Annotated in this window: 35 protein-coding genes and 1 tRNA gene; all 36 read left to right on the top strand. The window is 51.3% G+C overall.

From position 1 onward, the window contains the following. Positions 1–16: 16 nt before the first annotated feature. The 36 genes from OGX67_RS23120 (at position 17) to OGX67_RS23295 (ending at position 24,433) form a co-directional block, all read left to right on the top strand. Entirely contained in the window at positions 17–226 is a 210-nt protein-coding gene (locus OGX67_RS23120) for a ClpX C4-type zinc finger protein (RefSeq protein ID WP_160956438.1), read from the top strand. After that, entirely contained in the window at positions 195–881 is a 687-nt protein-coding gene (locus tag OGX67_RS23125) for a helix-turn-helix domain-containing protein (protein WP_286527584.1), read from the top strand. Before OGX67_RS23120 ends, OGX67_RS23125 begins: the two co-directional genes overlap by 32 nt. 2 nt (positions 882–883) lie before the next feature. Beyond that, complete coding sequence (locus OGX67_RS23130; RefSeq protein ID WP_284093793.1) at positions 884–1,654, top strand: replication protein P; 771 nt, start codon at positions 884–886, stop codon at positions 1,652–1,654. 5 nt (positions 1,655–1,659) lie between these two features. Then, positions 1,660–2,064, top strand: coding sequence for a hypothetical protein (locus tag OGX67_RS23135; RefSeq protein ID WP_286527415.1), 405 nt, complete (start codon positions 1,660–1,662; stop codon positions 2,062–2,064). Further along, positions 2,061–2,360: a hypothetical protein gene (locus tag OGX67_RS23140; protein ID WP_286527423.1), complete on the top strand. Its 300-nt coding sequence runs from the start codon at positions 2,061–2,063 to the stop codon at positions 2,358–2,360. Before OGX67_RS23135 ends, OGX67_RS23140 begins: the two co-directional genes overlap by 4 nt. Positions 2,361–2,481: 121 nt before the next feature. Beyond that, positions 2,482–2,652 carry a hypothetical protein gene (locus tag OGX67_RS23145; protein ID WP_286527426.1) on the top strand — a complete coding sequence of 57 codons (171 nt, stop codon included), beginning with the start codon at positions 2,482–2,484 and terminating at the stop codon, positions 2,650–2,652. Continuing rightward, positions 2,649–3,065: an ead/Ea22-like family protein gene (locus OGX67_RS23150; RefSeq protein ID WP_343361524.1), complete on the top strand. Its 417-nt coding sequence runs from the start codon at positions 2,649–2,651 to the stop codon at positions 3,063–3,065. The genes OGX67_RS23145 and OGX67_RS23150 overlap by 4 nt, the downstream gene beginning before the upstream one ends. 1 nt (position 3,066) lies before the next feature. Beyond that, the gene (locus tag OGX67_RS23155; protein WP_088583037.1) at positions 3,067–3,822 is read left to right on the top strand and encodes a hypothetical protein; all 756 of its coding nucleotides are present in this window, start codon (positions 3,067–3,069) and stop codon (positions 3,820–3,822) included. A 10-nt stretch (positions 3,823–3,832) separates the two neighbouring features. Beyond that, positions 3,833–4,012, top strand: a complete 180-nt coding sequence (locus tag OGX67_RS23160; RefSeq protein WP_286527429.1) for a hypothetical protein — start codon at positions 3,833–3,835, stop codon at positions 4,010–4,012. Positions 4,013–4,015: 3 nt separating this feature from the next. Beyond that, on the top strand, positions 4,016–4,729 hold the full coding sequence (locus OGX67_RS23165) for a DUF551 domain-containing protein (RefSeq protein WP_286527432.1): 714 nt from the start codon (positions 4,016–4,018) through the stop codon (positions 4,727–4,729). Beyond that, positions 4,722–4,976: a hypothetical protein gene (locus OGX67_RS23170; RefSeq protein ID WP_134884919.1), complete on the top strand. Its 255-nt coding sequence runs from the start codon at positions 4,722–4,724 to the stop codon at positions 4,974–4,976. The genes OGX67_RS23165 and OGX67_RS23170 overlap by 8 nt, the downstream gene beginning before the upstream one ends. Before the next feature lie 38 nt (positions 4,977–5,014). Next, positions 5,015–5,437: a NinB/YbcN family protein gene (locus OGX67_RS23175; RefSeq protein ID WP_286527437.1), complete on the top strand. Its 423-nt coding sequence runs from the start codon at positions 5,015–5,017 to the stop codon at positions 5,435–5,437. Further along, complete coding sequence (locus OGX67_RS23180) at positions 5,434–5,613, top strand: NinE family protein (protein WP_286527440.1); 180 nt, start codon at positions 5,434–5,436, stop codon at positions 5,611–5,613. The genes OGX67_RS23175 and OGX67_RS23180 overlap by 4 nt, the downstream gene beginning before the upstream one ends. Continuing rightward, positions 5,610–6,278 (top strand): metallophosphoesterase, encoded by a 669-nt coding sequence (locus OGX67_RS23185; RefSeq protein WP_286527442.1) that lies wholly within the window; start codon positions 5,610–5,612, stop codon positions 6,276–6,278. Before OGX67_RS23180 ends, OGX67_RS23185 begins: the two co-directional genes overlap by 4 nt. Next, positions 6,271–6,897, top strand: a complete 627-nt coding sequence (locus tag OGX67_RS23190; RefSeq protein WP_286527445.1) for a recombination protein NinG — start codon at positions 6,271–6,273, stop codon at positions 6,895–6,897. Before OGX67_RS23185 ends, OGX67_RS23190 begins: the two co-directional genes overlap by 8 nt. Continuing rightward, on the top strand, positions 6,894–7,040 hold the full coding sequence (locus OGX67_RS23195; protein ID WP_286527447.1) for a YlcG family protein: 147 nt from the start codon (positions 6,894–6,896) through the stop codon (positions 7,038–7,040). Before OGX67_RS23190 ends, OGX67_RS23195 begins: the two co-directional genes overlap by 4 nt. Then, on the top strand, positions 7,037–7,651 hold the full coding sequence (locus OGX67_RS23200) for a hypothetical protein (RefSeq protein WP_149691275.1): 615 nt from the start codon (positions 7,037–7,039) through the stop codon (positions 7,649–7,651). Before OGX67_RS23195 ends, OGX67_RS23200 begins: the two co-directional genes overlap by 4 nt. Positions 7,652–7,949: 298 nt before the next feature. Next, a tRNA-Asn gene (locus OGX67_RS23205) sits at positions 7,950–8,024 on the top strand. A 373-nt stretch (positions 8,025–8,397) separates the two neighbouring features. Beyond that, positions 8,398–8,592 (top strand): HP1 family phage holin, encoded by a 195-nt coding sequence (locus OGX67_RS23210; protein WP_457809861.1) that lies wholly within the window; start codon positions 8,398–8,400, stop codon positions 8,590–8,592. Then, positions 8,564–9,058 (top strand): lysozyme, encoded by a 495-nt coding sequence (locus OGX67_RS23215; protein WP_410028852.1) that lies wholly within the window; start codon positions 8,564–8,566, stop codon positions 9,056–9,058. The genes OGX67_RS23210 and OGX67_RS23215 overlap by 29 nt, the downstream gene beginning before the upstream one ends. Further along, positions 9,055–9,516, top strand: a complete 462-nt coding sequence (locus OGX67_RS23220) for a lysis protein (RefSeq protein WP_286527455.1) — start codon at positions 9,055–9,057, stop codon at positions 9,514–9,516. The genes OGX67_RS23215 and OGX67_RS23220 overlap by 4 nt, the downstream gene beginning before the upstream one ends. A 41-nt stretch (positions 9,517–9,557) precedes the next feature. Continuing rightward, positions 9,558–9,893, top strand: coding sequence for a Gp49 family protein (locus tag OGX67_RS23225; protein ID WP_286527461.1), 336 nt, complete (start codon positions 9,558–9,560; stop codon positions 9,891–9,893). A gap of 99 nt (positions 9,894–9,992) precedes the next feature. Beyond that, positions 9,993–10,382: a hypothetical protein gene (locus OGX67_RS23230; RefSeq protein WP_286527463.1), complete on the top strand. Its 390-nt coding sequence runs from the start codon at positions 9,993–9,995 to the stop codon at positions 10,380–10,382. A 251-nt stretch (positions 10,383–10,633) separates the two neighbouring features. Beyond that, positions 10,634–11,122: a DNA-packaging protein gene (locus tag OGX67_RS23235; RefSeq protein WP_286527466.1), complete on the top strand. Its 489-nt coding sequence runs from the start codon at positions 10,634–10,636 to the stop codon at positions 11,120–11,122. Further along, positions 11,100–12,596: a terminase large subunit domain-containing protein gene (locus tag OGX67_RS23240; RefSeq protein WP_286527469.1), complete on the top strand. Its 1,497-nt coding sequence runs from the start codon at positions 11,100–11,102 to the stop codon at positions 12,594–12,596. Before OGX67_RS23235 ends, OGX67_RS23240 begins: the two co-directional genes overlap by 23 nt. Then, entirely contained in the window at positions 12,596–14,803 is a 2,208-nt protein-coding gene (locus OGX67_RS23245; RefSeq protein WP_286527598.1) for a portal protein, read from the top strand. Before OGX67_RS23240 ends, OGX67_RS23245 begins: the two co-directional genes overlap by 1 nt. An 88-nt stretch (positions 14,804–14,891) precedes the next feature. Then, positions 14,892–15,782, top strand: coding sequence for a scaffolding protein (locus OGX67_RS23250; RefSeq protein WP_286527472.1), 891 nt, complete (start codon positions 14,892–14,894; stop codon positions 15,780–15,782). Positions 15,783–15,802: 20 nt separating this feature from the next. After that, the gene (locus OGX67_RS23255; protein ID WP_286527508.1) at positions 15,803–17,062 is read left to right on the top strand and encodes a P22 phage major capsid protein family protein; all 1,260 of its coding nucleotides are present in this window, start codon (positions 15,803–15,805) and stop codon (positions 17,060–17,062) included. A gap of 39 nt (positions 17,063–17,101) precedes the next feature. Beyond that, complete coding sequence (locus tag OGX67_RS23260; protein ID WP_286527509.1) at positions 17,102–17,350, top strand: hypothetical protein; 249 nt, start codon at positions 17,102–17,104, stop codon at positions 17,348–17,350. Further along, entirely contained in the window at positions 17,331–17,792 is a 462-nt protein-coding gene (locus OGX67_RS23265; protein WP_343362046.1) for a packaged DNA stabilization gp4 family protein, read from the top strand. Before OGX67_RS23260 ends, OGX67_RS23265 begins: the two co-directional genes overlap by 20 nt. Before the next feature lie 9 nt (positions 17,793–17,801). Next, the gene (locus OGX67_RS23270) at positions 17,802–19,220 is read left to right on the top strand and encodes a packaged DNA stabilization protein (RefSeq protein ID WP_286527515.1); all 1,419 of its coding nucleotides are present in this window, start codon (positions 17,802–17,804) and stop codon (positions 19,218–19,220) included. Continuing rightward, on the top strand, positions 19,220–20,089 hold the full coding sequence (locus tag OGX67_RS23275) for a tail needle knob protein (RefSeq protein ID WP_286527517.1): 870 nt from the start codon (positions 19,220–19,222) through the stop codon (positions 20,087–20,089). The genes OGX67_RS23270 and OGX67_RS23275 overlap by 1 nt, the downstream gene beginning before the upstream one ends. Positions 20,090–20,091: 2 nt before the next feature. Beyond that, entirely contained in the window at positions 20,092–20,463 is a 372-nt protein-coding gene (locus tag OGX67_RS23280; protein WP_286527522.1) for a hypothetical protein, read from the top strand. Then, positions 20,460–21,107, top strand: coding sequence for a P22-gp17 family phage DNA ejection protein (locus OGX67_RS23285; protein WP_286527525.1), 648 nt, complete (start codon positions 20,460–20,462; stop codon positions 21,105–21,107). Before OGX67_RS23280 ends, OGX67_RS23285 begins: the two co-directional genes overlap by 4 nt. A 9-nt stretch (positions 21,108–21,116) precedes the next feature. Continuing rightward, the gene (locus OGX67_RS23290) at positions 21,117–22,313 is read left to right on the top strand and encodes a phage DNA ejection protein (RefSeq protein ID WP_286527527.1); all 1,197 of its coding nucleotides are present in this window, start codon (positions 21,117–21,119) and stop codon (positions 22,311–22,313) included. Next, positions 22,313–24,433, top strand: coding sequence for a P22-gp16 family phage DNA ejection protein (locus tag OGX67_RS23295; RefSeq protein ID WP_286527530.1), 2,121 nt, complete (start codon positions 22,313–22,315; stop codon positions 24,431–24,433). Before OGX67_RS23290 ends, OGX67_RS23295 begins: the two co-directional genes overlap by 1 nt. Positions 24,434–24,437 lie beyond the last annotated feature (4 nt).

Raw genomic sequence — 24,437 nt, forward strand, 5'->3', positions numbered from 1 at the left:
ATTTGCGGGGTTAATTATGCCAAACCAACTAGGAAAAGCAAATCCACATCCCACTCACAAATGCTCATTTTGCGGGAAAACCAATAACGACGTTGCAACTCTCATCACAGGAGATGGCGTATGCATCTGTGATGAGTGCGTTTGTTTGTGTGTGGAAATTATCTTCAAGCAGAACAGGAGAACTCATAGTGAGCATGATGTTAATGGTGAAAGCCATGCAAATTAAGGTCGGCAACCCATTACGCAAGCTAGTTCTCCTGAAGCTTGCTGATAACGCGAGCGATCAGGGTGAGTGCTGGCCTAGCTACCAATATATCGCTGACCAGTGCGAAATTAGCAAGCGATCAGTAATGAGTCACATTGATGATCTTTGTCAGTCAGGATTGCTGAAAAAAGTCTTCAGGAAGGGGCCGAAAGGCAATTCTACAAATATCTACATCCTCACCTTACCTAGTGCAGGAGATTCACTACCTAGTGCAGGAGATTCACTAGGGGATGGTGCAGGAGCTGCACCCAGAATCAGTCACTCTTTTGAACCAGTCAATGAACCTAACTCTCTCTCTGGGCGCGAAGGATTTATGAGCGAAGCTGCAAAGCGTCGGATCGGGATTTCACCAGGTGGAGAAATACCTCTTCCTCCGATGTTCAAGCCAAACGAAGAACACATAGCGATGGCGAGAGAGAAAGGGGTGAGCATTGAAACTGAACTGCTCAACTTCAAGGATTATCACACTGCTAGAGGAACCATGCTTCTTGACTGGAATTCAGCATTCCGCGTCTGGATCAGAAACGCGCGTGTTAACCCGCTCACCAGAAAGCAACGTAGTGAACCCGAAACTCCACACTGGAACAGCCGAGAGGGCTGGGAGGACTTCCTGTGACAATGCAACTGATGACAGCCATTCAGAACCGTGATGGCGAAGCAATGGCCCGGATGTCCGGCAGCCATGATCCGAAGAACGTAATCAACATCGAAGCTGAAAATCTGGTCGACTCTCTTTTCCGGCAACTAAAGCAAATCTTCCCCGCAGCATCACAAACCAATCTCAAGACTGACTCTGATGAAAAAACCGCAAAGCGACAATGGATCGCCGCATTTTCTGAAAACGGGATACGCAGTAGAGAACAGCTTTCTGCAGGGGTAAGACATGCCAGAGCCAGTGAGTCACCTTTCTGGCCTTCTCCTGGGCAATTTATCAAGTGGTGCAAGGACAGTAGCACCGTTCTTGGTATTAACCTGGCAGATGTGATGAATGAGTTTCATCGCTACAGCAGAGAAAAAGGCGTTCACACTGGCGGCGCTGAAAGGTTCCCATGGTCTCATCCCGTCATGTACTGGATTATCACCGATACGCGCAGGGCCATGTACCAACGGCAACTTAGTGAGGTTGAGACTGAAAAGTTTGCAGCTAAAAAGCTAGAAGATTGGGCGTTAAAAGTAGCTGGAGGCGAGCAGATTCCATCACCAGTTATGGCTATTGAATGCAACTCAGACGTCATTCCAGTAACCCATGAGAGCAGAAGTATAGGTTACCACCCTGAAGGAAAAACATTCGGCTGCATGCCGAACGCCGCAACTTTAGGTGCGCTCACCCCAGCTCAATGGTTATGGGATGAATATCTCAAAGGGAAGGCCTCCGGCCTTATCAGGTGAAGACGATGGATAGTTTAAAGAAACGCATTCTCAACTACGTATCAGCCAACCAGCCAGCAAAGGTTGATCTGATTTACAAGGAGCTTGGTATCTGCCGCAACCGGTATTACGAAGAGGCCAAGCAACTCCGCTTCATGGGTAAGTTGCGCAGCGTACCGGGAATCGGCGTATTCACTGGAGAAGATGACTATCAGCGCTGGTTGAAAAGTGGTGGTTACGATGAAATCCGGCGTCGTGCTGTCGAGGCTAATCTGAGCAGCCAGGAAGCTAAAGGCACTAAGAAGCCATCAGGAAAAGACGATCCGAAGATGTTTGCACCATACGACCCGGCAAAGAACGGAGTTGTCGCTGAGTTTATGCAGAGCGATGCACACAAGCGGCTGATGATGGTTTACGGGAGACGAGCATGACTGAATCACGTAACGCAAGGGAAATCATCGAAGCTGAATACCCGGAATTTCCTGAAACCATCCTCCACGCAGAACTATGCCGGGCATGTGCTCGCGTAGACGGTCGCAGCATCAAGAAGTCGCTCAAGGCATTTGCACTGGCACGGATCGAAAAGGTTGAGAGCAAACCACTTAAAGGCGCGCTGGAGCAGATGGCATCCAGCATGTTTCCAGAGACAGAGATAGCCCGTATACGCTCCTGTGTAGGTCGCATGGAGTCGGCGCTGGTTAAGACATTCGGAGTGAAGCGAGCATGACTGAACCTTACATAGCAGAGCTATCTGCAAGCGTGGTCGTGATAGTCGGCCTTTTTTATGTAATACGCAAAAACATCGATTAACAGGTCCGAATGAGGGCCTTTTTTATGAGGGTAAGCAAATGGTATGGATTCTTTTGTCATTAAGCGCTGGTTACTACAACGCCGGAAATATTTCCGGCGTTGAGTTCAATTCTCAGAGCGCATGCATCGAGGCCAGAGAAGAGGTTCGTAAGCACGACAGGATGAACGTTTTGGTTATGTGCGTGAAAAAAGGGGAGGCCGCCCAATGACAGCACTCAACAAACAGTCATACCGCGCTGATGGCGGTGATATTGGAATTGGTCGTCTCAAAGAGATTGCTGATAACGCATATAGCGATGAAGAAAAGCGCTGGCTGGCGCAACGGGTGCTGTCGCTGCTGGATGAGAATCTCCAACTACAGCGCGACAAAGATTCTCTTGAAGCGGCAGCGATTGCTATGCGTGACGATATGCGGGAAGCGCGTGAAAAGCTGGAAGCCGCAGAGAAGCGCATAGATGAACTTTCTGCGAGCCACAGCAAACTGTGTGACACGATAGCCGCCATCCACAACACAATCCGAATGGATGGCGGCTATACGCCACTGGCAGCAATCCTTAACGCTGCTAAACGTGCACATGAAGACTCAGCCACCGCCGCTGGCATTGGCGTGAAGGGGGAGTGAGATGATTCACTATCACGGCGGACCAATAACGCCGGATACGTGCGCCATGAAAGCGTGGAAAGGACGCCATGCGTTTATCAGTTTCGCGCACTCCGGGCAAATTAACCTCGCAGCTGAATACTGCCAGTCATTCGCGCTGGACAACGGTGCATTCACTGCGTGGAAAGCAGCTGGCAAAAACAAAATCGACTGGAGCGATTACTACGAGTTTGTGGCCCGCTGGAAAAATCATCCCGGCTTTGATTTCGCCATCATCCCGGATGTTATCGACGGCGGCGAGGAAGAGAACGAAGCGCTTCTTGATGAGTGGCCGCATGGGGAGTTTTTCGGCGTTCCTGTCTGGCACATGAATGAAAGCGACGAGCGTTTTATCAGGCTCTGCAATGAGTATCCCCGCGTTGCAATCGGTTCATGCGGTGACTATGACGTTAAGCGTCCTAACCTTGCTGTAGCTCGTATGAAAGACCTGATTCGTCATGTTGTTGATGCTCACAGCCAGCCTGTCACGAAGTTGCACGGTTTGCGCATGTTAAACCCACTGATATTCACAAAGTTACCGTTAGCCAGCGCTGATAGTACAAATGTCGCCCGTAACATCGGCATCGATAAAGCATGGTCTGGTGCTTACGCGCCAGCTTCAAAAGAAACCCGAGCCGCATTAATGGTAGAGCGCATTGAATCGCATAACAGCCCCGGCTCTCTTGCGTACTGCGAGCAGCGTGACCGGTTCGACATGCAACTGCAATTAGCAGTTTAAGGACTAACCCATGACACCTTTAGAACGCTTAAAAGCTGCAAACAAAGAGAATCAGAGAATGGTCATGGTGAGCGTCGGAACGCTCAAAGCCGCTCGCAGTGAAATTCTGGCTCATGTCGGCGTAAACGGGAAAGGCCTGATGACAGATATCGTTCTCAATCAAATTAACGCGGTTATCGGTAAGGACTAACCCATGACAACTAACCACCCGGCGCACGGTCCTGTATCACTCGATCGCCTGCACCAGATAAGCGAAATACTCAGCAAAGCAGCAGCACAAAGTGACGGCGGTAATCTCGGCTACGCAATGGCTGATGCTGTGAAGGTGATTGATGGGGCTATTGCATCGTTTGGTGCGGATCCGGCAGCTGAAATACGTGAAGATTTAGGCTGTTTATTTGTCAAAATAATCCATCCTTCAACTTTAAAGGCTGGAGATAAGCTTTACGCCACACCGCCAGCGCCGGTAGTGCCAGATGAATATCGTCACCTGAGCGAGTTGTATCACTCACAGGAAAAGCGATTATTCAAACTTGCTCAGCGCATCAAAGGGCCGTCATTTGATAAATACGCTCATTCGCCTTCGCAGGCTATCGATGTGCTGGAAGCAGCTATATTTGGCGATAACGAAGACACCTGCCGCGCCGCCATGCTTCAGGCTGGCAACTCTCCGGTAACTCCGGATACATGGATTGCAGTAAGCGAGCGGATGCCTGAAGCGCATGAACCTATCTACATATTTCATCCAGATTATGGCGTTGACGAGGGAGTTTGGTATGACAACCAGGAAGACGCATTCCTGTGGGACAGCGATTGCTCAAGATGCCGGGCGATTGAAACCGTATCGCACTGGATGCCCATGCCTGCTCTGCCAGCAGCACCGAAGCGGGAGGTGAAGAATGTCTAAGCTAACTTTCGTCATTGAGTTTGAAGACGGCAAAGAACCTCCTGTACATGCTCACATGGAGGCGTTCGGCGGCAAGGTTGTTGCAGTGGCCTTCCGTGATGCACTAAGCGAGCAGGAAGAGCGTGAGCAGGTTACAAGCACTTATGAACCGCTAAACACTATCCGTTGCTTTATCTGTAACGGTCGCCACCCAATCGGCGTTGCCTGTCCGTTCAATACGATTACTTCGGCGGTGAGCAATGGCTAAATCCGCAGCAGAACGCAAAGCAGCGCAGGAGGTAACAAGTGCAAGAGTTCATCCTGCACGAAACGAATAAAACTCAACTCTGGTTACTCCTCAAAGAAATCCTCTCTACCGGCAAACGCTGGCGCATAAAAATATCTGAGTACCGTGAAAAGCGAAGCCTTTCGCAGAACAACCTTTTGTGGAAATGGAACACCGAAGTAGCGGAGCAGTTAACCGCTACCGGTGCTGACAAATTCACTGACGAGGAAGTCCACGAATGGCTCAAGGATATGTATTGCCCAGCCAAGCCGGTAACTATCTCAGGAATGACCAGATACGTTAAATCAACCCGGAGACTCGATATCGGTGAGATGCACAAATACCTCACAGATATCGACCAGTGGGCGCATCAGAAGGGATTGCGACTAACCATTCCGTCTGAGTGCGAGTACCGGGAATTACAGCGGAGGCAGAACGAGTGAGGCTAAAAAGCACAACTCAAATTGCACTGGATAATCTGATATTCACTCCCACCAAACGAAGTCGAAACAAACCCAAGCCGATCCCCTCGGCATCCGAAGTAAAAAGCTACGACCCGACCTATCCACTTATAGCCAAACGTTGGTTACGCGTTAAGGTGAGGAGGAGAACTGCGTGAATGTTTATGAAAAAATAGACGGTTCAAACTGGCAAAACATATGGGTAGTCGGCGATCTGCATGGTTGCTACACCAATCTGATGAACCGGCTTGATGAAATGAAATTCGACCCGGCGAAAGACCTGCTTATCTCCGTTGGTGACCTAATCGACCGCGGATCTGAAAACGTAGAATGCCTGGAGTTAATCATGATGCCGTGGTTCCGGGCGGTTCGCGGTAATCATGAACAGATGATGATCGATGGCCTGTCAGAGCATGGAAACGTCAATCACTGGCTGGTAAATGGTGGTGGATGGTTCTTTTATCTCGACTACGAAAAAGAGGTATTGGCTAAGGCGCTTGTCCATAAAGCAGCAGAGTTGCCGCTAATCATCGAACTGGTGACCGGCGACCGTAAAGTGGTCATCTGCCACGCTGACTACCCGCGCAATGAATATGAGTTCGACAAGCCAGTGCCAGAGGAAATGGTCATCTGGAACAGAGAACGAATAGCCAATGCGCAGGACGGATATCATCACGAAATCATCGGTGCAGACCTTTTCATCTTTGGTCACACGCCTGCACGTCAGCCACTGAAATACGCCAACCAGATGTACATCGACACTGGCGCAGTTTTCTGCGGAAACCTAACGCTGGTACAGGTTCAGGGAGAAGAAAATGGCTAAGAAACCGAGGCGACGGTGCAAAATATGCCGTGAGTGGTTTTACCATCGATTCCCAAATGAATGGTGGTGTTGCCCGGAGCATGGAGCAGAATATGGAATAATGCTTAGAGAAAAGGAAAAAGTTAAGAAGGAGCAGCAGAGAAAGAAAGAAGCCCAGCAAGAAAGACGATCCCTAAAAATCCGCAAGTTAGCCCTCAAGCCAGATAGTTACTTCAAAGCCCAAGCCCAGCAAGCATTCAACAAGTTCATTCGCCTTCGTGACCGTGACCAGCCATGCATCAGTTGCGGAGAAACAAATCCCCCAGACCTGCACGGCGGACAGTGGGATTGTGGGCACTTTAAGACGGTTGGCGGTTTTCCTGAACTGCGGTTTGAAGAGCGAAATGCTTATCGGCAATGCAAATCATGTAACGCCGGATCCGCAAAACACGGAGCTAAGTCCGCAACGGTAGCCCAGCAATATGAAGCAACTCTGGTTGAGCGATTTGGGCAGGAGCTGGTCGACTGGCTGAATGGCCCGCATGAAATGACCCGATACCGGCGCGAAGACTTCATCCGGATCCGCGATGAGTACCGGCGCAAATGCCGTGAGATGGAAAAGAAACTGGAGGGCGCATGACATTCGAATCCTACTTTGCTGATCACCTTCGACTTCGCTGGACACAGTTACGCATCTATCGTGGACCGGGCTCATTTGCCACTGACTACCGGATATTACGCAATTACATCAGTCGCTATAAAACATCAGGAGCAGAAGCATGAAGATAACGCCGATATTCTCAATGGTAAACTTTGTTGATGACGCTCATTTCCGGCGCGTGTGGCGCCATCCAAAAAAGACCATCACCAAAAAACAGCAGGCATGGGTGCATTACATGCTGTCAGTCTGGGGGCGCGTTAATCGTGGTGATGATTCTCCTGCAGGTGCTATCAACGTTATCGGTCGCCTGATGATTCGCAGTCACTGGAGTGAGGATAAAGCCAACCAGATAGAAAGAGTTGTTATGCGGCTTTATGAAGAGGATGGCCTGCGTGGTGATGTTCTCTATCAGAAAGCCAGAGAACTGGTTATCCCTCAATCATCGTTCAGCAATATCATCGCTCTCGCCAAAGAATCAGATGATGCCGCTTTCGTTGAACGCGTGATGATTAAAACGCTCCACCGGGAAAGCCCAGTTCGTGATGTAGCTATTAGACGATATTGTGATTGCAACAACACGCAAGACATCGCTCGACGAATTCAATACCACACTGGTGCTGATATTCAATATTGCCGTAAGCGCGTTGTGTGGTGCGAGAACGTCCTCGATGCGGAAATGTTTTACGCAATGAAGCGCGAATTAGAGAAGGAGATTCCAGAAATTGCAGCATAAGTAGAAATATTTTGTAAATATCTTGATTTCGGGAAATGGAAGTGTATATTTCCATGTATGCTCGGACGTCAACGGCGAAAGAGCGAGGTGGTGAGATAAGCGAGGCGGCGCTCACCACTGAACCGCCTAGTTGGTATCTTCGACGCATCGTCTGGTACTCCAACCATCGCAAGCTGAGAGGTTTGTGTTTGTTAGAAGTGGCGCAGTATGAATCGTGAAGACATATTGCGTTCTGGCTGGTTACCAGCTAACAATCAAAAAACAGCCCTGAGTTAATAGCTCGGGGCTTTTTATTTCCGGGTCAGAAGCACAGAGGTTGTGCGATCGGCTGTTAACCGATTGGTCGAAGGTTCGAATCCTTCCTGTCCCGCCAAATACCTACCAGGACCATAAGAGCGAAAGCTCAACGCACTACCATCATCTTGCCCACTTCGCCGTGGGCTTTTTTAAAGCGCATTACCACCAAGAACCAGACCCAACCAACTCATTGCTGAATATCTGTGGCTACGGTGATTAGTGCGCTTCAAAAAAGAAAACCCAGCACATGGCTGGGCTTCGTGAAAATGGGCGGCAAGAGACTGCGCGGCAAGAGACTGCGCTAACAGCCTCCTGCCTGACTTGCCATGCCTTTAGCCACGAACAAGCCACGTTACTGATAAATGTATCCTGGATTTGTTCAATCGACCATCATCCCTATTCCTAATTTGAACAGATCCCCATCCTCTTGGGGGTAGAGCATGTACCGTATGGACAAAATCAGAGAATGGTTCAGTTACTGGTTTGGAGGACTTACTGCAATGGGCGGAGTTCTCTCCCTAAATGACTGGGCTCTAATCGTGGGTATTCTTTGTACTGTCGGCACATTCGGAATCAACTGGTACTACAAGCGCAAAGAGCGCGAGGACAGATTGAATGGGAATGTCACCGGCGCTCAGAAATAAAATCGCTGCCAGTATCGGTGGCGGGGCGATCGCAATTGCCACCGTGATGCTATCCGGAAAGGATGGACTTGAAGGTCGTGAGTATGTTGCCTATCGAGATGTTGTTGGAGTGCTGACTGTCTGTGATGGACATACCGGATCCGACATCATCACCGGCAAGCGATATACCGATAAAGAATGCGATGCACTAACCCGGAAAGATTTAACACGCATTGCCGCTCAGGTTGATCCGCACATCAAAGTGCAGACCACTGAAACGCAGCGAGCAGCAATTTACAGCTTTGCTTACAACGTCGGCGCTACCGCAACCATCAACTCCACTCTGCTGAAGAAACTAAACGCGAAAGATTACGCCGGAGCATGCTCTGAGCTAAAGCGCTGGGTATATGCAGGTGGCAAGAAGTGGAAAGGCCTGATGAACCGGCGCGACGTTGAGTATGAGGTTTGTACCTGGAGTCAGAAATGAGACGGTTAACCGCAATCATCATTGCTGTTGTCGTCTGCATCATCGTGTCTCTTGGCTGGGCTGTTAATCACTACCGCGACAACGCCATCACCTACAAAGACCAGCGCGACAAAGCCACTGAGAAACTCAGCCTGGCTAACGCCACCATCAAAGACATGCAGACCCGGCAGCGCGATGTCGCTGCACTGGATGCCAAATACACGAAGGAACTGGCAGATGCGAATGCTGAGAATAACAGGCTTCGTGCTGATGTTGTCGCTGGTAAGCGTCGGCTGCAAATCGCCGCCACCTGCTCCAAAGACGAAACCACCGGATCCTCCGGCCTGGTTGATGGCTCAAGCCCTCGACTTACAGCAGATGCTGAACTCAATTATTGGCGTCTCAGAGACGGGATCGCCACCGTCACAAAGCAACTGACCGGCCTGCAAGCGTATGTGCGTGAGCAGTGCCAGAAATAACCGTGTCTCACAATAGCGAGCACCTTTTGAGGTAGCAATCCATGGTATCAACAGCAGCTCCTGCGCCAGTATTCGTGTCCATAGAACATGAAATTCAGGCCAAAGGTCTAACCGCGCCGCGAGTAACTCTGGCCGATCTGAAGGCAAATATTAAGCATACCGACATCGTGAAGCACGTTTCTGTAACTGGGCAAGTTCTGCGCTGGGCGGTCATCACTACACAAAACGGGTTTGCGGTTACAGGTAAACCGTCATGCTCCGTCTCATCTGCCAACGATAACGCTGAGATTGGCGAGAAGATCGCTATCGAAAACGCAGAGAGCGAGTTGTGGGCGTTGATGGGCTATGCCCTGAAAGACAAACTCGCCGGGCTGTAGCCATTCCAAAGCGTCCTATCCCGGGCGCTTGATAATGGATATCCCCCTGAGCGGATAAATCAAAAATAACCCCTGCAACGGATAATGACGGAGCCCGTAATGGCAAAGGCCAAGTGGCACAAACTCCCGGCGTTCACCATCCCGCTATTCCAGAGTGCAAATGTCTACCTCGCCGTGACCAGAGAACAATATCAGGATGCTGATAAGTTCCTTGGCGGCAGCGGCGACGAGAGGCCATTCAACCTTGGCCTGGCAAGCAACTATGAAAACACTGATACGGGTGAGCGATGCTACCTGATCGGAGTGTTTGATAATCAGCTCGCCACGCTCGTTCACGAATGCGCTCATGTGTGCTTTTACGTCTGCTCTGATGTGGGTGTGACAACAAAGCCGGAAGACGCCAACGAAACGTACTGCTACATGCTTGATCGCATGTTCAGTCACTTCCTGCCATTCATTCAGGAGAAACAAAGTGTATCACTGGAATAATCAATCCCCCTATTGCCAATGCCAACGCTGCCCATGCTGCGGGAAGATTGTTAACCAATTTACTGGCAACAATTTCTTCAAGACTGGTTATGGATATGGTGTTGCGGGTAGCGTTAATTGCTCAGGATCCGCGGCAGAGACAAAATCAACAGCCGACAAGCAGGAAGGAGCTAAGTGATGGCAGCTCAAGGTTTCGACAACCCATCAAAATACCGCGATGAGTGGGATAAGCAAACAGAAGGGAAGTAATCATGGCAGCACCAAAGGGTAACCGATTCTGGGAGGCCCGCAGCAGTCACGGGCGCAACCCGAAATTCGAATCGCCTGAGGTGCTGTGGTCCGCTTGCTGTGAATACTTTCAGTGGGTGGAAGACCATCCGCTGTGGGAGATGAAAGCATTCTCATATCAGGGCGAGGTTACACAAGAGCCGATCGCCAAGATGCGAGCAATGACACTCGGGGGAATGATTATTTTCCTCGATATCACCAGGCAGACATGGGCGACGTACAAGGCCCGTGAAGATTTTCTTACGGTCACTACGAGAGCAGAGGAAATCATCTACGACCAGAAATTCTCCGGCGCAGCTGCTGACCTGCTGAACGCCAACATCATCGCCCGTGATTTGGGCCTCAAAGAGCAGTCGCAAGTTGAAGACGTGACACCTGATAAGGGAGATCGCGATAAGCGCCGCTCTCGCATTCAGGAGTTACTCAACCGTGGAAGCCGAAGCGATTCTTGATGACCTGACAGAAGACGAGCAGATCGAATTGCTTGAGCTTCTGGAGGAAGAGGAGCGGTACCGGGAAACGCACCTGCTGTATGAGTTCACACCATATGGCAAACAGCGCGAGTTTATCGACGCTGGATCTGAGTTCCCCGAGCGTTGCTTCATGGCCGGTAACCAGCTGGGCAAGTCCTACACTGGCGGCGCAGAGGTGGCATTCCATCTCACCGGCCGCTATCCCGGCACTAAAGGTTATCCCGATGATGGTGCATATGGCGAATCGTGGGGCGGTAAACGCTTCTATGAGCCTGTCGTGTTCTGGGTTGGTGGCGAGACCAACGAAACCGTAACGAAGACGACACAGCGCATCCTGTGCGGTCGCATCGAAGAGAATGATGAGCCTGGCTACGGGTCAATCCCGAAAGAGGACATCATCAGCTGGAAGAAGTCTCCATTCTTCCCGAACCTTGTCGACCACTTGCTGGTAAAGCACCACAATGCTGACGGTGTAGAAGACGGCATATCAATCTGCTACTTCAAGCCGTACTCGCAGGGCCGTGCACGCTGGCAGGGTGACACGATCCACGGCGTCTGGTTCGATGAAGAGCCACCATACAGCATCTACGGCGAAGGCCTGACCCGTACCAACAAATACGGCCAGTTCTCAATGCTGACGTTTACCCCGCTGATGGGCATGTCAGACGTCGTTACCAAATTCCTGAAGAACCCGAGCAAGGCGCAGAAGGTTGTCACCATGACAATCTTCGACGCTGACCACTACAGCGACGAACAGAAAGAGCAGATCGTCGCTTCGTATCCTGAGCATGAGCGTGAAGCTCGGGCCCGTGGTATTCCGACGATGGGTAGTGGTCGCATCTTCCAGATTCCGGAAGAGACCATCAAGTGCCAACCGTTCGAATGCCCGGAGCATTTCTACGTCATCAACGCAATGGACTTTGGCTGGGATCACCCTCAGGCGCATATCCAGTTGTGGTGGGATAAAGACGAGGATGTGATTTATCTGCCTCGCGTCTGGAAGGCCAAGCAGAAGACGGCTACTGAGGCATGGAGCGCAGTCAAAGCGTGGAGCAAAAACACTCCTACAGCATGGCCTCACGACGGGCACCAACACGAAAAAGGTGGGGGCGAACAGCTCAAGGAGCAATATGCCGATGCTGGGTTCGACATGCTGTCAGATCATGCGACATGGCCCGATGGCGGAAATGCAGTCGAGCCTGGAATAGCAGAGATTCGCGACATGATGCTTGATGGGCGCTTCAAGGTTTTCAATACCTGCGAGCCATTCTTCGAAGAGTTTCGCCTGTACCACCGCGATGAGAACGGGAAGATCGTCAAGCTGAATGACGACGTTCTGTCGGCTGCGCGTTATGGCTACATGATGAGGCGCTATGCAATACAGATGCGCGATATCAAAGACCCTAAAGAGGTCGACTACTCAAACTACAACATACCCTGCGGAGTTGGATGATGGCAGACGATAAAAAGATGGATGACTGGCATCGTAAGGCGCTATGCAACTTCGACAATGCCTGGTCAGCGACGCAGGATATGCGTGAGCAGATCATCGAGGCGCAACGATTCGTCAGGGTGTCCGGGGCGCAGTGGGAAGGCAGTACCAACGCAGGCTACTCATTCGACGAGGGCCGCTTTGAGCACTACCCGCGCTTCGAGCTGAACAAGATCGCCCGTGAGTGTGACCGCATCATTGGTGAATACCGACAGAATCGCATCAGCGTTAAGTTCAGGCCGAAAGACAGTCAGGCATCTGAGGCGCTGGCCGAGAAGATGAATGGCAAGTTCCGCGCCGACTATCAGGAAACATCCGGAGGAGAGGCCTGTGATAACGCATTCGATGATGCTGTAACCGGCGGATTCGGGTGCTGGCGCATGTGCGCTGACTACGAAGACGAGATGGACCCGAGCAACGATCAGCGCCGCGTTAGCCTGCTGCCAGTTTACGACCCGGCGACATGTGTATTCTTCGATCAGGACAGCAAACAGTACGACCGCTCTGATGCGATGTGGGCGATGGAGATGTTCTCCATGACCCCGAAAGCATTTGAGGCTGAATATCCTGATTCAATCGCCGCCAGCCTGAGTAAAGATGATTCCGGCACGCAGTATGACTGGTCAACTCCTGATGCCATCTATGTCGGGCGTTACTACGAAGTGCGGATCGAGAAGGCCAAGCTCAGTGCATGGCGCAATCCGGTCACCGGTGCCACGGCTATCTACGACGATGAGCAGATCAAAGACATCGAGGATGAACTGGCGGCCGGTGAGTTCGAGATGCTGGGCGAGCGTGAGGTTAAGCGCCGTCGCGTTTACTGCGGGCTCCTGTCTGGTGCTGAATGGCTAAAAGAGCCCGAGCGCATTCCGGGCGAACACATCCCGCTGATCCCCGTCTATGGTCGCCGGTCATTCGTGGATAACCAGGAGCGCATCGAGGGTCACGCAGCGAAAGCGATGGATGCTCAGCGACTGGAGAACCTTATGGTCTCCATGATTGCTGATAATGCCACGCAGGCTGGCGGTGATGGCATCCCGATCGTGGATGTAGATTTTGTTCCTGGCCCCCTCATGGAGTTCTGGGGCCAAAGGAACAAGAAGAGACCTGCTGCGTTACCAATGACCAGCATGAAAGACAAAAATGGGAATGTTGTTCGGGAGGCGCAGGTTGCCGGGTGGACTCCACCCACACAAATGCCACCCGCACTGGCTGGCTTGCTGCAGTACACCGGCACCGCTATTCAGCAGATCACTGGCGCATCGCAGCTCGAAAACATGCCAAGCAACGTCGCCACTGACACTGTGGACAGCATCTTTAACCGCATGGATACGCAGTCCTATATCTACATGGACAACATGGCGAAATCCATGCGCCGCGCTGGCGTAGTCTGGCTATCCATGGCCCGTGAGGTATACGGAAGCGATACGCCGATGCGCATCGTTAACGAGGATGGCACCGATGACGTAGCGCTGATGAATTGCGCGGTTATCGACCGGCAGACTGGCGAGGAGGTAGCGCTTAACGACCTGTCACAAGGCAAGTACGAAGTGACGGTAGACGTGGGCCAGTCGTTCTCTACTCGCCGCGATGCGACGGTTAAATCCCTGCTGGATATGCTGGCGCTTATCCCACCAGGCACGCCGAAGCATGACCTTGTCTCCTCCATGATCCTCGACAACATGGACGGTGAGGGTATCGACGACCTGAAAGAGTACAACCGCAATCAACTGTTACTCTCCGGGGTAATCAAGCCGCGCACACCGGAAGAGCAGCAGATGGTTGAGCAGGCTAAGCAGCAGCAGGCCAATCAGCCAGACCCGGCAATGGTGCAGGCTCAGGGCGTTCTCATGCAGGGTCAGGCAGAACTGCAGAAAGCGCAGAACGAGCAGGCAGCAATCCAGGTTAAAGCCTTCCAGGCGCAGACTGACGCGCAGGTCGCAGCGGCTAATGTCGTGAAGATCCTCGCATCGGCTGACAGCCAGCAGAAGTCAGACATCCGTGAGGCACTGAAATTGTTAGGCCAGTTCCAGCAACAGAGCGGAGACAATGCCCGCGCTGATGCTGAACTTGTCTTGAAAGGTCAGGCCCAGGGTCATTCGCAGCGTATGGATGTGGCAAGCGTCCTCCAGAGCGCCGCGCCGCAGCAACCACCACAGCAGCAGTAATTCAACCTATCACGTCATGGCCGTCTTTATGAGGCCGGGCACCCTATTGCCTCCGATGGGCATAAGCATCGAGTAACCAGGGGTATTTATGTACGAAATGGCAGATAACAACGCACCAGAAAACGAACTGGACAACGCATCAGAGCAAATTCCTGATGATGTTGAGCTGGATACCGACAATGAGCCAGGCGATGAAGGCGACCAGAGCAACGGTGGCAATGACCCTGAAGGCTCAGAAGAAGATGCAGAGCAGGCGTTTTTCTACGGTGACGAAGAGCTGAGTTCGCCGCCCAGCGAAGAAGATAAAGATCCGGCACTGGTCAAGCACCTGCGAGGCACGATTAAAGAGAAAGAGCGAGAGCTGAAAGAGCTTCTCCGCCAGTCTCAGCAATCAGTACCGCAGCAGCCAGTTATTACTCAACCACCGCGCATGCCAAAGCTTGATGACGCCGATATCGAATACGACGAGGCCGTTTATCACGAACGTATGACCAAGTGGGCCGAGGAAAACGGCAAATACCTTGAACAGAAACGCGCCCAGGAGCAGCAGCAAGAACAACTGCAGGCAGTACATCAGCAGAAGGTGGCTAACTACCAGCAGCGCGTAAAAGCGTTGAAGGTGCAGGGCTATCAGGAAGCTGAGCAGGCTGTACTTGATGATATCCCGCTCATGATCCAGAACGCCATTCTCCACGAATCGGAAAAGCCGGAGATGGTTGTCCTGGCGCTTGGTCGCAACGCCGATCTCCGCAAACAACTGGCAGAGGCTACCAACCCCGTAGCCATTGGCCGTCTTCTCGAACGAATCGAAGCAAAGGCCCGGATCATGCCAAAAGCAAAAACAACCGCCGCCACCACCCCGGAAGTGAAGGGAAGCAACGGCGCGGCAATTAACAATCTCGACAAACTTCTCGAAAAAGCGCGCGCCACCGGTGATTACACCGCATACCGAGCGGCGAAGAACAAAGCTAAAAAATAATCCATCGGAGCTAAATACCTATGTCTAACCAGTTAACCAAAGACCTTGAAATCCTCTTTGAAAACGTCATTGATGGTTTTGAAGCGTCAAACGTAGTGTCCCGCGAGTGCAGCAAGTTCCGCCCGGGTGACACTGAAATGCAACGCGCTGGCGACGTTGTTTATCGCCCTCAGGGTTACCACCTGAAAACCGTAAGCGGCCTTGATCTGACTGCGGCAACTGCAAACTCACTCGTTCAGCGCCAGGTGCCTGCGCGTTTCCGCGAGCCAGAGAACGTTATCTATGAGCTGGACGCAAAAGAAATGCGCGATCCATGGCATAAGGAGCAGGCAGGTAAGGCAGCAGGTCGTCAGCTGGCAGCGTGGGTTGATAACCTGATCGTCGATGAAGTGGCCGCCCGCGCCACCAACATGGTCACCATTGGCTCAGCGTCCACCGGCAACACTCTCGGTGAAGACCTCTGGAATGCATCCGCAGGCATTGACGCTATGATGCTCTCCATTGGTGTGCCTCAGGGTGGTCAGCGCAAGGCGTTCTACAACCCGTTCAACTATAAAGACCTGGCTAAGGAACTTGGCTCTCGTGCATATGCGGTTGGCGCAACATTGTCGGCCTATGAGAAAGCTCAGATCCCACCAGTGGCATCCTTCGACAGTTTCCGCGTTGATTATGCTGGCGCTATGAAGGCTGGTTCAGCTACCGCCGTAACTCTCGGCGGCGCAGTAGCACATAAAGTTACCGCGATGGATTCCAACGGTGCACCTACCGATAACCGCCAGGGAGACATCACTGTGTCTACTGCTGGCGTACTGGCTGTCGGTGATGCATTCACTATCGCAGGCGTTAACAGTGTCCACATGATCAAGAAGGTGGATACAGGTCAGCCGCAGGTATTCCGCGTCCTGGCGGTAAATGGCACCACCGTTACCATCAGCCCGAAAATTCTGCCACCAAACAACGCTGATGCACCTTCCATTCCTTACCAGAACGTTACCGCCAATCCGGCGAATAACGCGGCGATCACCATCCTCAACAAGAAGGCTGCGGCTTCCAACATCTTCTTCGCTGAGGGTTCTGTTGAGTTGATGTACGGCAAGCTGGCATTCCCTACCGGCCAGGGCCCGCAGGTTATGACTGCAACTACCGAGCAGGGTGCGACCATCATCATGGCGTACCAGTTCGACGCCAAGGCTGGTAAGACGTGGACGCGCTTCACTACTCTGGCTGGGGCAAGCGTACTTGTCCCGGAATTCACGGGCTTGGTACTGGCTAACCAGTAATCTAAGGGGCTTCGGCCCCTTCTTTTTTGGGAGAAAGCAATGTCTCAAATCATGCTTTATAAACTGGGCTCGATGATCACCTGCGGCCCTCACTCGCTGGATTACATCATCGTTGATGAAGACGATGTGGATGAGCATCTGGGTAAAGGCTGGGTGAAACATCCAGACGATACTGTCCTGCCAGAGCCAGAGCCAGAGCCAGAGCCAGAGCCAGAGCCAGAGCCAGTAGCTAAGAAGAAGCCTGGGCCAAAACCAAAGGCGGCAGATGATGGCGAAAACAAAGGGTGATCTGGTACTCAAGGCCCTGCGCAAAGCCGGGCTTTACTCCAATGCCACGCTGACGGATGCAGATCCGCAGGCAATTGAAGACGCCGTAAACGACCTCGAAGACATGATGTCGCAGTGGCAGGCGAAAGGCATCGACCTTGGCTACCTGTTCGCTGATGCAGCCAATAACGTCCAGCCTCTGCCTGATGATGACTCCGGCATCCCATCATGGGCCTACGACGGCGTCTCGCTGAAACTGGCGGTGCAGGTCTGCATGGATAACGTCATTCAACCTTCTGATGCGCTCCTTACTGCTGCTTACGGCGCATATCAAACCATCTGCATTGCTCTAACCAAAGTCCCATCGCTTGAGCGTCGCAACGACATGCCACGCGGTGCAGGCAATAAAAACACGTTCACCTGGAATCGGTTTTATATCGAGGGTGATGACCCAACCACTTGAGGTGTCCAGATGCCGATTCAGCAGTTACCTTTGATGCGTGGAACGGGTAAAGACTACCGCAACGCCGACTACATCGACTATCTGCCGGTGAACATGCTGGCAACGCCTAAAGAGGTGCTCAACTCATCTGGTTATCTACGCTCCTTCCCGGGTGTAACGAAGTTATCAGATGTTGCTGGTACATCTCGCGGTGCAGAGTACAACACCTCTCAGAACGCCGTATATCGCGTCATGGGCGGCAAGTTGTATCGTTCTGATTCGGCTGTGGGTGATGTTGCAGGTACATCTCGCGTGTCGCTGGCCCACGGTCGCACATCCCAGGCTGTTTGTGTTAATGGCAATGTTGTTGAGTACCGATATGACGGAACCACAAAGACGATCGCCAACTGGCCTGTTGACTCTGGCTATACGCAGTACGAACTCGGTTCTGCGCGTGATGTAACCCGGCTGCGAGGGCGCTATGCCTGGGCGAAGGATAACTCAGATTCATGGTTTATTACCGACCTTGAAGATGAATCGCATCCTGACCGTTACAGTGCTGAGTATCGAGCTGAATCACAGCCGGATGGCATCATCGGAATCGGAACATGGCGAGACTTTATCGTCTGCTTTGGGTCATCAACCATTGAGTATTTCTCGCTAACAGGAACGACCACGGTTGGCGCAGCGCTTTATGTGGCGCAGCCATCCTTAATGGTGCAGAAGGGGATCGCCGGCACATACTGCAAAACTCCATTCGCTGACTCATATGCTTTTATCAGCCACCCGGCAACCGGCGCACCTTCGGTTTACCTGATTGGATCTGGACAGGCATCACCAATAGCTACAGCAACCATTGAGAAGATTATTCGCTCATACACTGCTGGCGAGTTGGCCACTGGCGTAATGGAGACTTTGCGATTCGATTCCCATGAATTGCTGATTATCCATCTTCCACGCCATGTGCTGGTATACGACGTATCATCAAGCCAAAACGGGCCGCAATGGTGCGTGCTGAAAACTGGTCTTTACGATGATGTATACCGCGCTATCGACTTCATGTACGAAGGAAACCAAATCACGTGTGGTGACAAGCTGGAAGCGATTAAAGGCCAATTGCAGTTTGATATCAGCAGCCAGTACGAAAAACAGCAGGAGCACCTCCTGTTTACTCCGCTCTTCAAAGCTGACAATGCTCGTGTGTTCGATCTTGAGGTTGAATCATCAACTGGTGTCGCGCAATACGCTGATCGCCTGTTTCTGTCTGCCACTACTGACGGCATTAACTATGGCCGAGAGCAGATGATTGAACAGAACGAGCCATTCGTTTACGACAAGAGAGTTATCTGGAAACGAATTGGACGCATACGCCGAATTATTGGTTTCAAGATGCGGGTAATCACAAAATCACCAGTAACGCTATCTGGGTGTCAGATAAGGATTGAGTAATGGCAGATCCATCACTTAATACACCTGTCATTATCCAGGCCACTCGTCTTGATGCTTCAATCCTTCCTCGCAATGTTTTCAGTCAGTCATACCTGCTTTATGTCATCGCTCAGGGTACTGATGTTGGTGCTATTGCAGGTAAGGCCAACGAAGCCGGGCAGGGTGCATATGACGCTCAGGTTAAGAATGATGAGCAGGACGTAACTCTTGCCGACCACGAAGGAAGGATTACCGCCAACACCCTCGCTATTCAGCTTCTCGATGTGCGACTGACGACGGCTGAAGGTAAGATTGATGTATTGCGAAATGATGTCGATTTCCTTATCGATGAAGTAGCCGATATTGAGACGACGCTTGCCAATCATGAAACGCGTATCACGGCGAATGAAACGGAACTTGCAAACCATGAGACTCGCATTGATGCTCTGGAATACGCAACTACACGTAAGAAGTCAGAGGTGGTCTACACCGGTATATCGCAGGTAATCCCGACGACTCCGACGAACCTGATCACGATGCTCAAGGCATTGACTCCATCATCAGGAACATTGCTACCGTTCTTCAACACAACCACAGACAAGCTGACAGTTTTCAACGAGAACAAGACGCTTAACTTTAAGCTGTCGATGATCGGCAGTTACCCGGGCGGCACGACAAACCGGTCAATGCAGCTTACTTTCTCCGGTGCGGTTCCTGACACGCTGGTAGCCAGCCGTAACGCCGCCACGACAACAGACAACATTCTCCTTGCTACGTTCTTCAGCGTCGATCAAGGCGGATTCCTTGCCACAAACGGCAGCACTATCACTATTCAGGCAAATGGCGCGGCATTCACTGCCACGACCATCAAGATAATAGCGGAACAGTAACAATGCTCACAAAAATAGATGCTCTCACCGGGCAGGGATTAATGCGCCTGTGGGGTGTCCCATCGTTTCCGCTGGTTGAGGGTGACCACCTGCTATGGAACGGTGTCGGCATCTTTGTCTGCATGGATTTTGGTGACCACGTTGATCTGCATATGGCTATGAATCCGGGTGAACGTCACCGATGCCGGGATGCCGTTGCTGATGTGCTGGCGCTAATCGGTAACCGGGAGATTCACGCGCCGATCCGCATTGAGCATAAGCAGGTCTGCAATCTGGCTAGAAAGTTTGGGTTCACAGAATCATGGCGTGGTGTCGTTGAGTACATAGACGATAGCCGCGGAGAACTTATTTTAATGAAGAGGTACGTGCAATGAGCGGCATCACCAAAGGCATTGGCAATATCGTCGGCTCTATCACTGGTGCAAATCAGGCGGCAGACGCACAAAAGAATGCCGCAAATCAATCCAATGCGACAAACCTACAGATTTATCGAGAGCAGCAGGAAAGATTGCTTCCATGGCTTACAGCAGGTCAAACCGGGTTGGCTGGGTTGCAGGGAATCGCGGGTAAGCCGATCGACAGGAATGCTCTACTGACAAATTATTTCAACAGCCCTGAGTATCAGCAGTTATCAGATCAGGCTCGATATCAGGGACTGAACGCTGCAGAGGCAACCGGCGGACTTGGTTCTACGGCTACCGGGAATATGCTCTCATCCATCGCGCCTCAGCTTGGGCAGAACTACCTGAACATGATGACTGACCAGCAGAATAATATGTATCAGCAACTTATGGGGCTATCCAACGTTGGCCTATCAGCTGCTGGCGCATCCAATGCCGCAGCTGGTAGTTATGCGAATAGCTACGGCGACAATATGGCCCAGATCGGCGCGGCAAAAGCCGGTAATTACCTAGCTAATGGTAATGCGCTAACTAGTGGGCTTGGTTTCCTTTCAGGTACAAGCGCTGGTCAGCAATTTGGTACCGGTATTGGGAATATTGTTAAAAGCTGGTTTTAAGGAGGGTATATGGCGATTGTTAACCCCATTGATTACAGCGGTGGCAGTGGATTCTTGCAGGGGCTAAAGGCATACGGTGGCATGCAGGAGATTCAGCAAGCGCGTATGGCTAATGAACAGGCCGCAGCACAGCAAGAAGCACTGAACGCTTTCAAGTCTGACTGGCAAGCATCTTTTGGTGATCCGCAAAAGATGTCGGCACTTGTTGCCAAATACCCAGGTCAGATGGACGCCATCAAAGCTGGTATAGGATTTCAGGATGAGCAACATCAGATGTCTCTTGGTAATGCCGCTCGAGATTTGCGAGTTGCTATGGCTACCGGAAATCCTCAGGCGGTGCAGTTGGCCGCAGTTAAACATGCCGGTGTTCTTAGCTCTGTGGGATCATCTGCTGATGATATTACTCAGCAATTCCAGCAAGATCCTAATGGCCTTGCAAATATTGTTGATGCCGTTGGGTTAAGCGCTCTGGGTGCAAAGGACTATTACGGCGTTCAGAATGACCGCGCGCAACGGCAAAATGATGTTGCTAAATTGCAGGAGCAAGTGCGCAGTAATAAAGCCGGAGAAGCTGTGCAATGGGCAAACAACAACATCGCACAGCAGAACGTCAATCTCCTGCGCATGGAATTGGATGATAAAAAGTACGATCGCCAAATTGCTAATGAAACAAACGCAATAAAACTGGCTGATTTGCAGGATAAAAGGCAGCAAAACCAGCAAGCTATTGAGCAGGCTAAAAGGGATAAAGCAGATGCTTACAATGCAGGCATAGACACTCTAAGCCGTACCATTGATACGGCTACAAAGGTCCTTAACAGCCCAGGGTTCACTGGATATTTCGGCACAAACCTCAATCCGTTATCAAGTCGACACATTCCTGGTACCGATGCTGCTGATACCGAGGCTCTTGTTGATACTTTGAAATCACAAGGATTCATGTCGGGAATTCAACAGATGAAGGGGATGGGCGCTCTGAGTAATGCCGAGGGCCAAAAGGTAATGGATGCCATCGGTAACTTATCAGCTAGTCAGTCTGAAAAGTCTGCACGCGCCGCGATCAATACCATTATCAGTACCACACAGAGAGCGCAACAGCGCATGCAGCAGAAGTATGGGAAAGACATCCAGACTCAGTCTTCAAGTCAGTCTCAGGCGCAGATATCTGATGACGATTTAATTAACAAATATCTTGGAGGGAAATAATGGCCTATAGCCGCGAACAGCTTATGACCGCGCTACGCAATGCTGACGCGGCTGGAGATACTGAAGGAGCTACCAGAATTGCTCAGATGATCAAATCACAAGAGGTTCAATCTCAACAGCAACCTGAGCAGTCATTAATGCAAAAGGCTGGAGATTTCCTTACCGGAGGTCAAGGTGCTGGGCAAATAATTGAGCAAGCTGCAAGGGGTATAGCCAATGTTCCTTTTGATGTGCTTCAAGGTGGTGCCAGCCTCATTAATGCTGCATCTCAGGGTCTTGGCGGTCCAAAGATTCTTGATGATGTGTATCGCCCTGTAAACCGTCCTACAGACCCATACGCTCAGGCTGGTGAGACTATCGGTGGTTATCTGGTTCCATTCGGAACGGCTGCAAAGGCCGCAGGAGTAGCAGAGAAAGCGCCAGGAGTGATCAATGCAGTAAGCAATGCAGGAAATATGGCAGTTGGTTCATTAGCAGAGGCCGCCAACCAGCAAGGTGATTTTGCAGAAAATACCGCCAAGAACGCTGCTATAAACCTAGGTGCTCAAGGAGTGCTATCTGGCCTTGGTCGATTACTTTCACCTGGCTCTGTGCAGACATTAGGAACGGCAGGAATAAACTCAGCTGATGATGTTTCAAAACTTGCTGGTACATCAGCCGGTAGAAAAGTAATTGCTAGCCAGGCAGGTAGTGTTACTGATGACGTAGCAAAGGCCGCTGATATCGCTGGTGTTGATGTTAATGCATTAACACCCGGCATGAGGTCTGGTAGCAGGGGGATGGCTCAGGCTGAAGGTATTCTGGCATCAAAACCAGGAATAACGCAGGATGCACATGCGCAGGCGTTTAACGAAATCCAAACAAAGTTTAACTCCGCGTTGGATGATCTGGGGGCGGAAGCTGGTAGCGCAGCAGAAAAGAGCGGATCAATTAAACAGAGGATTCTTTCAGGCATTGATAGCATGAAGGCCTCTGAAAAGTCAGCATGGGACAGTGTTCGCTCTACCGCACCAGAAACAAAAGCCAGAATGTCCAATACCAACGCCACCATTCAGGGTGATATTGATGCTGGCATGCCGCTGACTCCAGAAATGAAGCAGTTCGCCGCGGCTTACAACAAAACGGGGAAGAGCGGGATCACATTTGATGCGATGAAGGCGTGGCGCGGGAAACTTGCTGATGCTGAGCAAAAGTACATAAGGTCTGGAGAGGCCAACATGGCAAGGCGCATGGGTGAGCTTAGAGACGCAGCAACTGAAGATATGCGAATCATGGCTCAAAATGGTGGCTTCATCGACCAATGGACTGCTGCGAATGACCTTTCCAAAGCGCGTTTTGCTGCACAAAAACAAGCGGAGACTGCATTAGGTAAGGATCTTGCTACTGATACACTGGTGACAAATGGTGTAAAAGCCCTCCAGAACTCGGCAAAAACTGGATCTGGTAAGTTTCATCAAATGATTGGTGCATTACCTGAATCAGAGCGAGCGTCAGCAATAGCGTCAATATTACAGGATGCACTATCTCAAGGAGTTAGAGGTGGAAAATCTGAAGCATCTGGTATTTCACACATAGCATCAATTTTAACCCCGCAAAATATTGCCGCCATTAGTAAGCACTCAAAGGAGATTGGGCGCATTGCCAGCGCTTATGGAGATCTAGCCAGGGCAGCAACAAAGCCCCTCCGCTATGTGGAGAACACCGGAAGATCTGTACCAGCGATTAACGCTCTTGAGCAGGGGCTACCAAAGGCTGCTCAGGTCGTTCTTAATGCTATCGGTAACTCAACGTCTGGTGCCATTGTTGGTACTACTGGAGGTGGATTTGCTGGCGGCGTTATAGGGGCAGTTGCCGGGTCAGTAGCGAAAGGAGCAATAGAAAAACTGGCAGCATCTCGCAGTGGGCGTTACGCCATAGAAAAGGCCATTCAGGAAGCGGCAAAAGCAGCGCGATCTGGAGCAAGCAAAGAGGCGCTAGCCGCAGCGGAGCGAAGATTTTTATCCAACACCGCCGCAGTGAAGGCCATTAGAGATGCGATTGGCAATGATGAATTCCAGCGACTAGCTAGAGCCGGGATTGTCGCCTCGCTAAGCGGGATGAACGATCAGCAAATGCAGTAATACC

The sequence above is a fragment of the Citrobacter sp. Cf118 genome (genome assembly GCF_030334095.1).
GTDB classification, from domain to species: Bacteria; Pseudomonadota; Gammaproteobacteria; order Enterobacterales; family Enterobacteriaceae; genus Citrobacter; species Citrobacter freundii.

What these genes read in the sequence shown, in the direction of transcription:
- OGX67_RS23295 (WP_286527530.1), top strand. Translation starts at nt 22,313, where the DNA reads ATGGCCTATAGCCGCGAACAGCTTATGACCGCGCTACGCAATGCTGAC.
- OGX67_RS23165 (WP_286527432.1), top strand. Translation starts at nt 4,016, where the DNA reads ATGACAACTAACCACCCGGCGCACGGTCCTGTATCACTCGATCGCCTG.
- OGX67_RS23220 (WP_286527455.1), top strand. Translation starts at nt 9,055, where the DNA reads ATGAGACGGTTAACCGCAATCATCATTGCTGTTGTCGTCTGCATCATC.
- OGX67_RS23225 (WP_286527461.1), top strand. Translation starts at nt 9,558, where the DNA reads ATGGTATCAACAGCAGCTCCTGCGCCAGTATTCGTGTCCATAGAACAT.
- OGX67_RS23170 (WP_134884919.1), top strand. Translation starts at nt 4,722, where the DNA reads ATGTCTAAGCTAACTTTCGTCATTGAGTTTGAAGACGGCAAAGAACCT.
- OGX67_RS23275 (WP_286527517.1), top strand. Translation starts at nt 19,220, where the DNA reads ATGGCAGATCCATCACTTAATACACCTGTCATTATCCAGGCCACTCGT.
- OGX67_RS23190 (WP_286527445.1), top strand. Translation starts at nt 6,271, where the DNA reads ATGGCTAAGAAACCGAGGCGACGGTGCAAAATATGCCGTGAGTGGTTT.
- OGX67_RS23140 (WP_286527423.1), top strand. Translation starts at nt 2,061, where the DNA reads ATGACTGAATCACGTAACGCAAGGGAAATCATCGAAGCTGAATACCCG.
- OGX67_RS23235 (WP_286527466.1), top strand. Translation starts at nt 10,634, where the DNA reads ATGGCAGCACCAAAGGGTAACCGATTCTGGGAGGCCCGCAGCAGTCAC.
- OGX67_RS23120 (WP_160956438.1), top strand. Translation starts at nt 17, where the DNA reads ATGCCAAACCAACTAGGAAAAGCAAATCCACATCCCACTCACAAATGC.
- OGX67_RS23160 (WP_286527429.1), top strand. Translation starts at nt 3,833, where the DNA reads ATGACACCTTTAGAACGCTTAAAAGCTGCAAACAAAGAGAATCAGAGA.
- OGX67_RS23125 (WP_286527584.1), top strand. Translation starts at nt 195, where the DNA reads ATGATGTTAATGGTGAAAGCCATGCAAATTAAGGTCGGCAACCCATTA.
- OGX67_RS23150 (WP_343361524.1), top strand. Translation starts at nt 2,649, where the DNA reads ATGACAGCACTCAACAAACAGTCATACCGCGCTGATGGCGGTGATATT.
- OGX67_RS23285 (WP_286527525.1), top strand. Translation starts at nt 20,460, where the DNA reads ATGAGCGGCATCACCAAAGGCATTGGCAATATCGTCGGCTCTATCACT.
- OGX67_RS23210 (WP_457809861.1), top strand. Translation starts at nt 8,398, where the DNA reads ATGGACAAAATCAGAGAATGGTTCAGTTACTGGTTTGGAGGACTTACT.
- OGX67_RS23230 (WP_286527463.1), top strand. Translation starts at nt 9,993, where the DNA reads ATGGCAAAGGCCAAGTGGCACAAACTCCCGGCGTTCACCATCCCGCTA.
- OGX67_RS23130 (WP_284093793.1), top strand. Translation starts at nt 884, where the DNA reads ATGCAACTGATGACAGCCATTCAGAACCGTGATGGCGAAGCAATGGCC.
- OGX67_RS23270 (WP_286527515.1), top strand. Translation starts at nt 17,802, where the DNA reads ATGCCGATTCAGCAGTTACCTTTGATGCGTGGAACGGGTAAAGACTAC.
- OGX67_RS23245 (WP_286527598.1), top strand. Translation starts at nt 12,596, where the DNA reads ATGGCAGACGATAAAAAGATGGATGACTGGCATCGTAAGGCGCTATGC.
- OGX67_RS23155 (WP_088583037.1), top strand. Translation starts at nt 3,067, where the DNA reads ATGATTCACTATCACGGCGGACCAATAACGCCGGATACGTGCGCCATG.
- OGX67_RS23135 (WP_286527415.1), top strand. Translation starts at nt 1,660, where the DNA reads ATGGATAGTTTAAAGAAACGCATTCTCAACTACGTATCAGCCAACCAG.
- OGX67_RS23255 (WP_286527508.1), top strand. Translation starts at nt 15,803, where the DNA reads ATGTCTAACCAGTTAACCAAAGACCTTGAAATCCTCTTTGAAAACGTC.
- OGX67_RS23265 (WP_343362046.1), top strand. Translation starts at nt 17,331, where the DNA reads ATGGCGAAAACAAAGGGTGATCTGGTACTCAAGGCCCTGCGCAAAGCC.
- OGX67_RS23280 (WP_286527522.1), top strand. Translation starts at nt 20,092, where the DNA reads ATGCTCACAAAAATAGATGCTCTCACCGGGCAGGGATTAATGCGCCTG.
- OGX67_RS23145 (WP_286527426.1), top strand. Translation starts at nt 2,482, where the DNA reads ATGGTATGGATTCTTTTGTCATTAAGCGCTGGTTACTACAACGCCGGA.
- OGX67_RS23260 (WP_286527509.1), top strand. Translation starts at nt 17,102, where the DNA reads ATGTCTCAAATCATGCTTTATAAACTGGGCTCGATGATCACCTGCGGC.
- OGX67_RS23195 (WP_286527447.1), top strand. Translation starts at nt 6,894, where the DNA reads ATGACATTCGAATCCTACTTTGCTGATCACCTTCGACTTCGCTGGACA.
- OGX67_RS23250 (WP_286527472.1), top strand. Translation starts at nt 14,892, where the DNA reads ATGTACGAAATGGCAGATAACAACGCACCAGAAAACGAACTGGACAAC.
- OGX67_RS23215 (WP_410028852.1), top strand. Translation starts at nt 8,564, where the DNA reads ATGGGAATGTCACCGGCGCTCAGAAATAAAATCGCTGCCAGTATCGGT.
- OGX67_RS23290 (WP_286527527.1), top strand. Translation starts at nt 21,117, where the DNA reads ATGGCGATTGTTAACCCCATTGATTACAGCGGTGGCAGTGGATTCTTG.
- OGX67_RS23200 (WP_149691275.1), top strand. Translation starts at nt 7,037, where the DNA reads ATGAAGATAACGCCGATATTCTCAATGGTAAACTTTGTTGATGACGCT.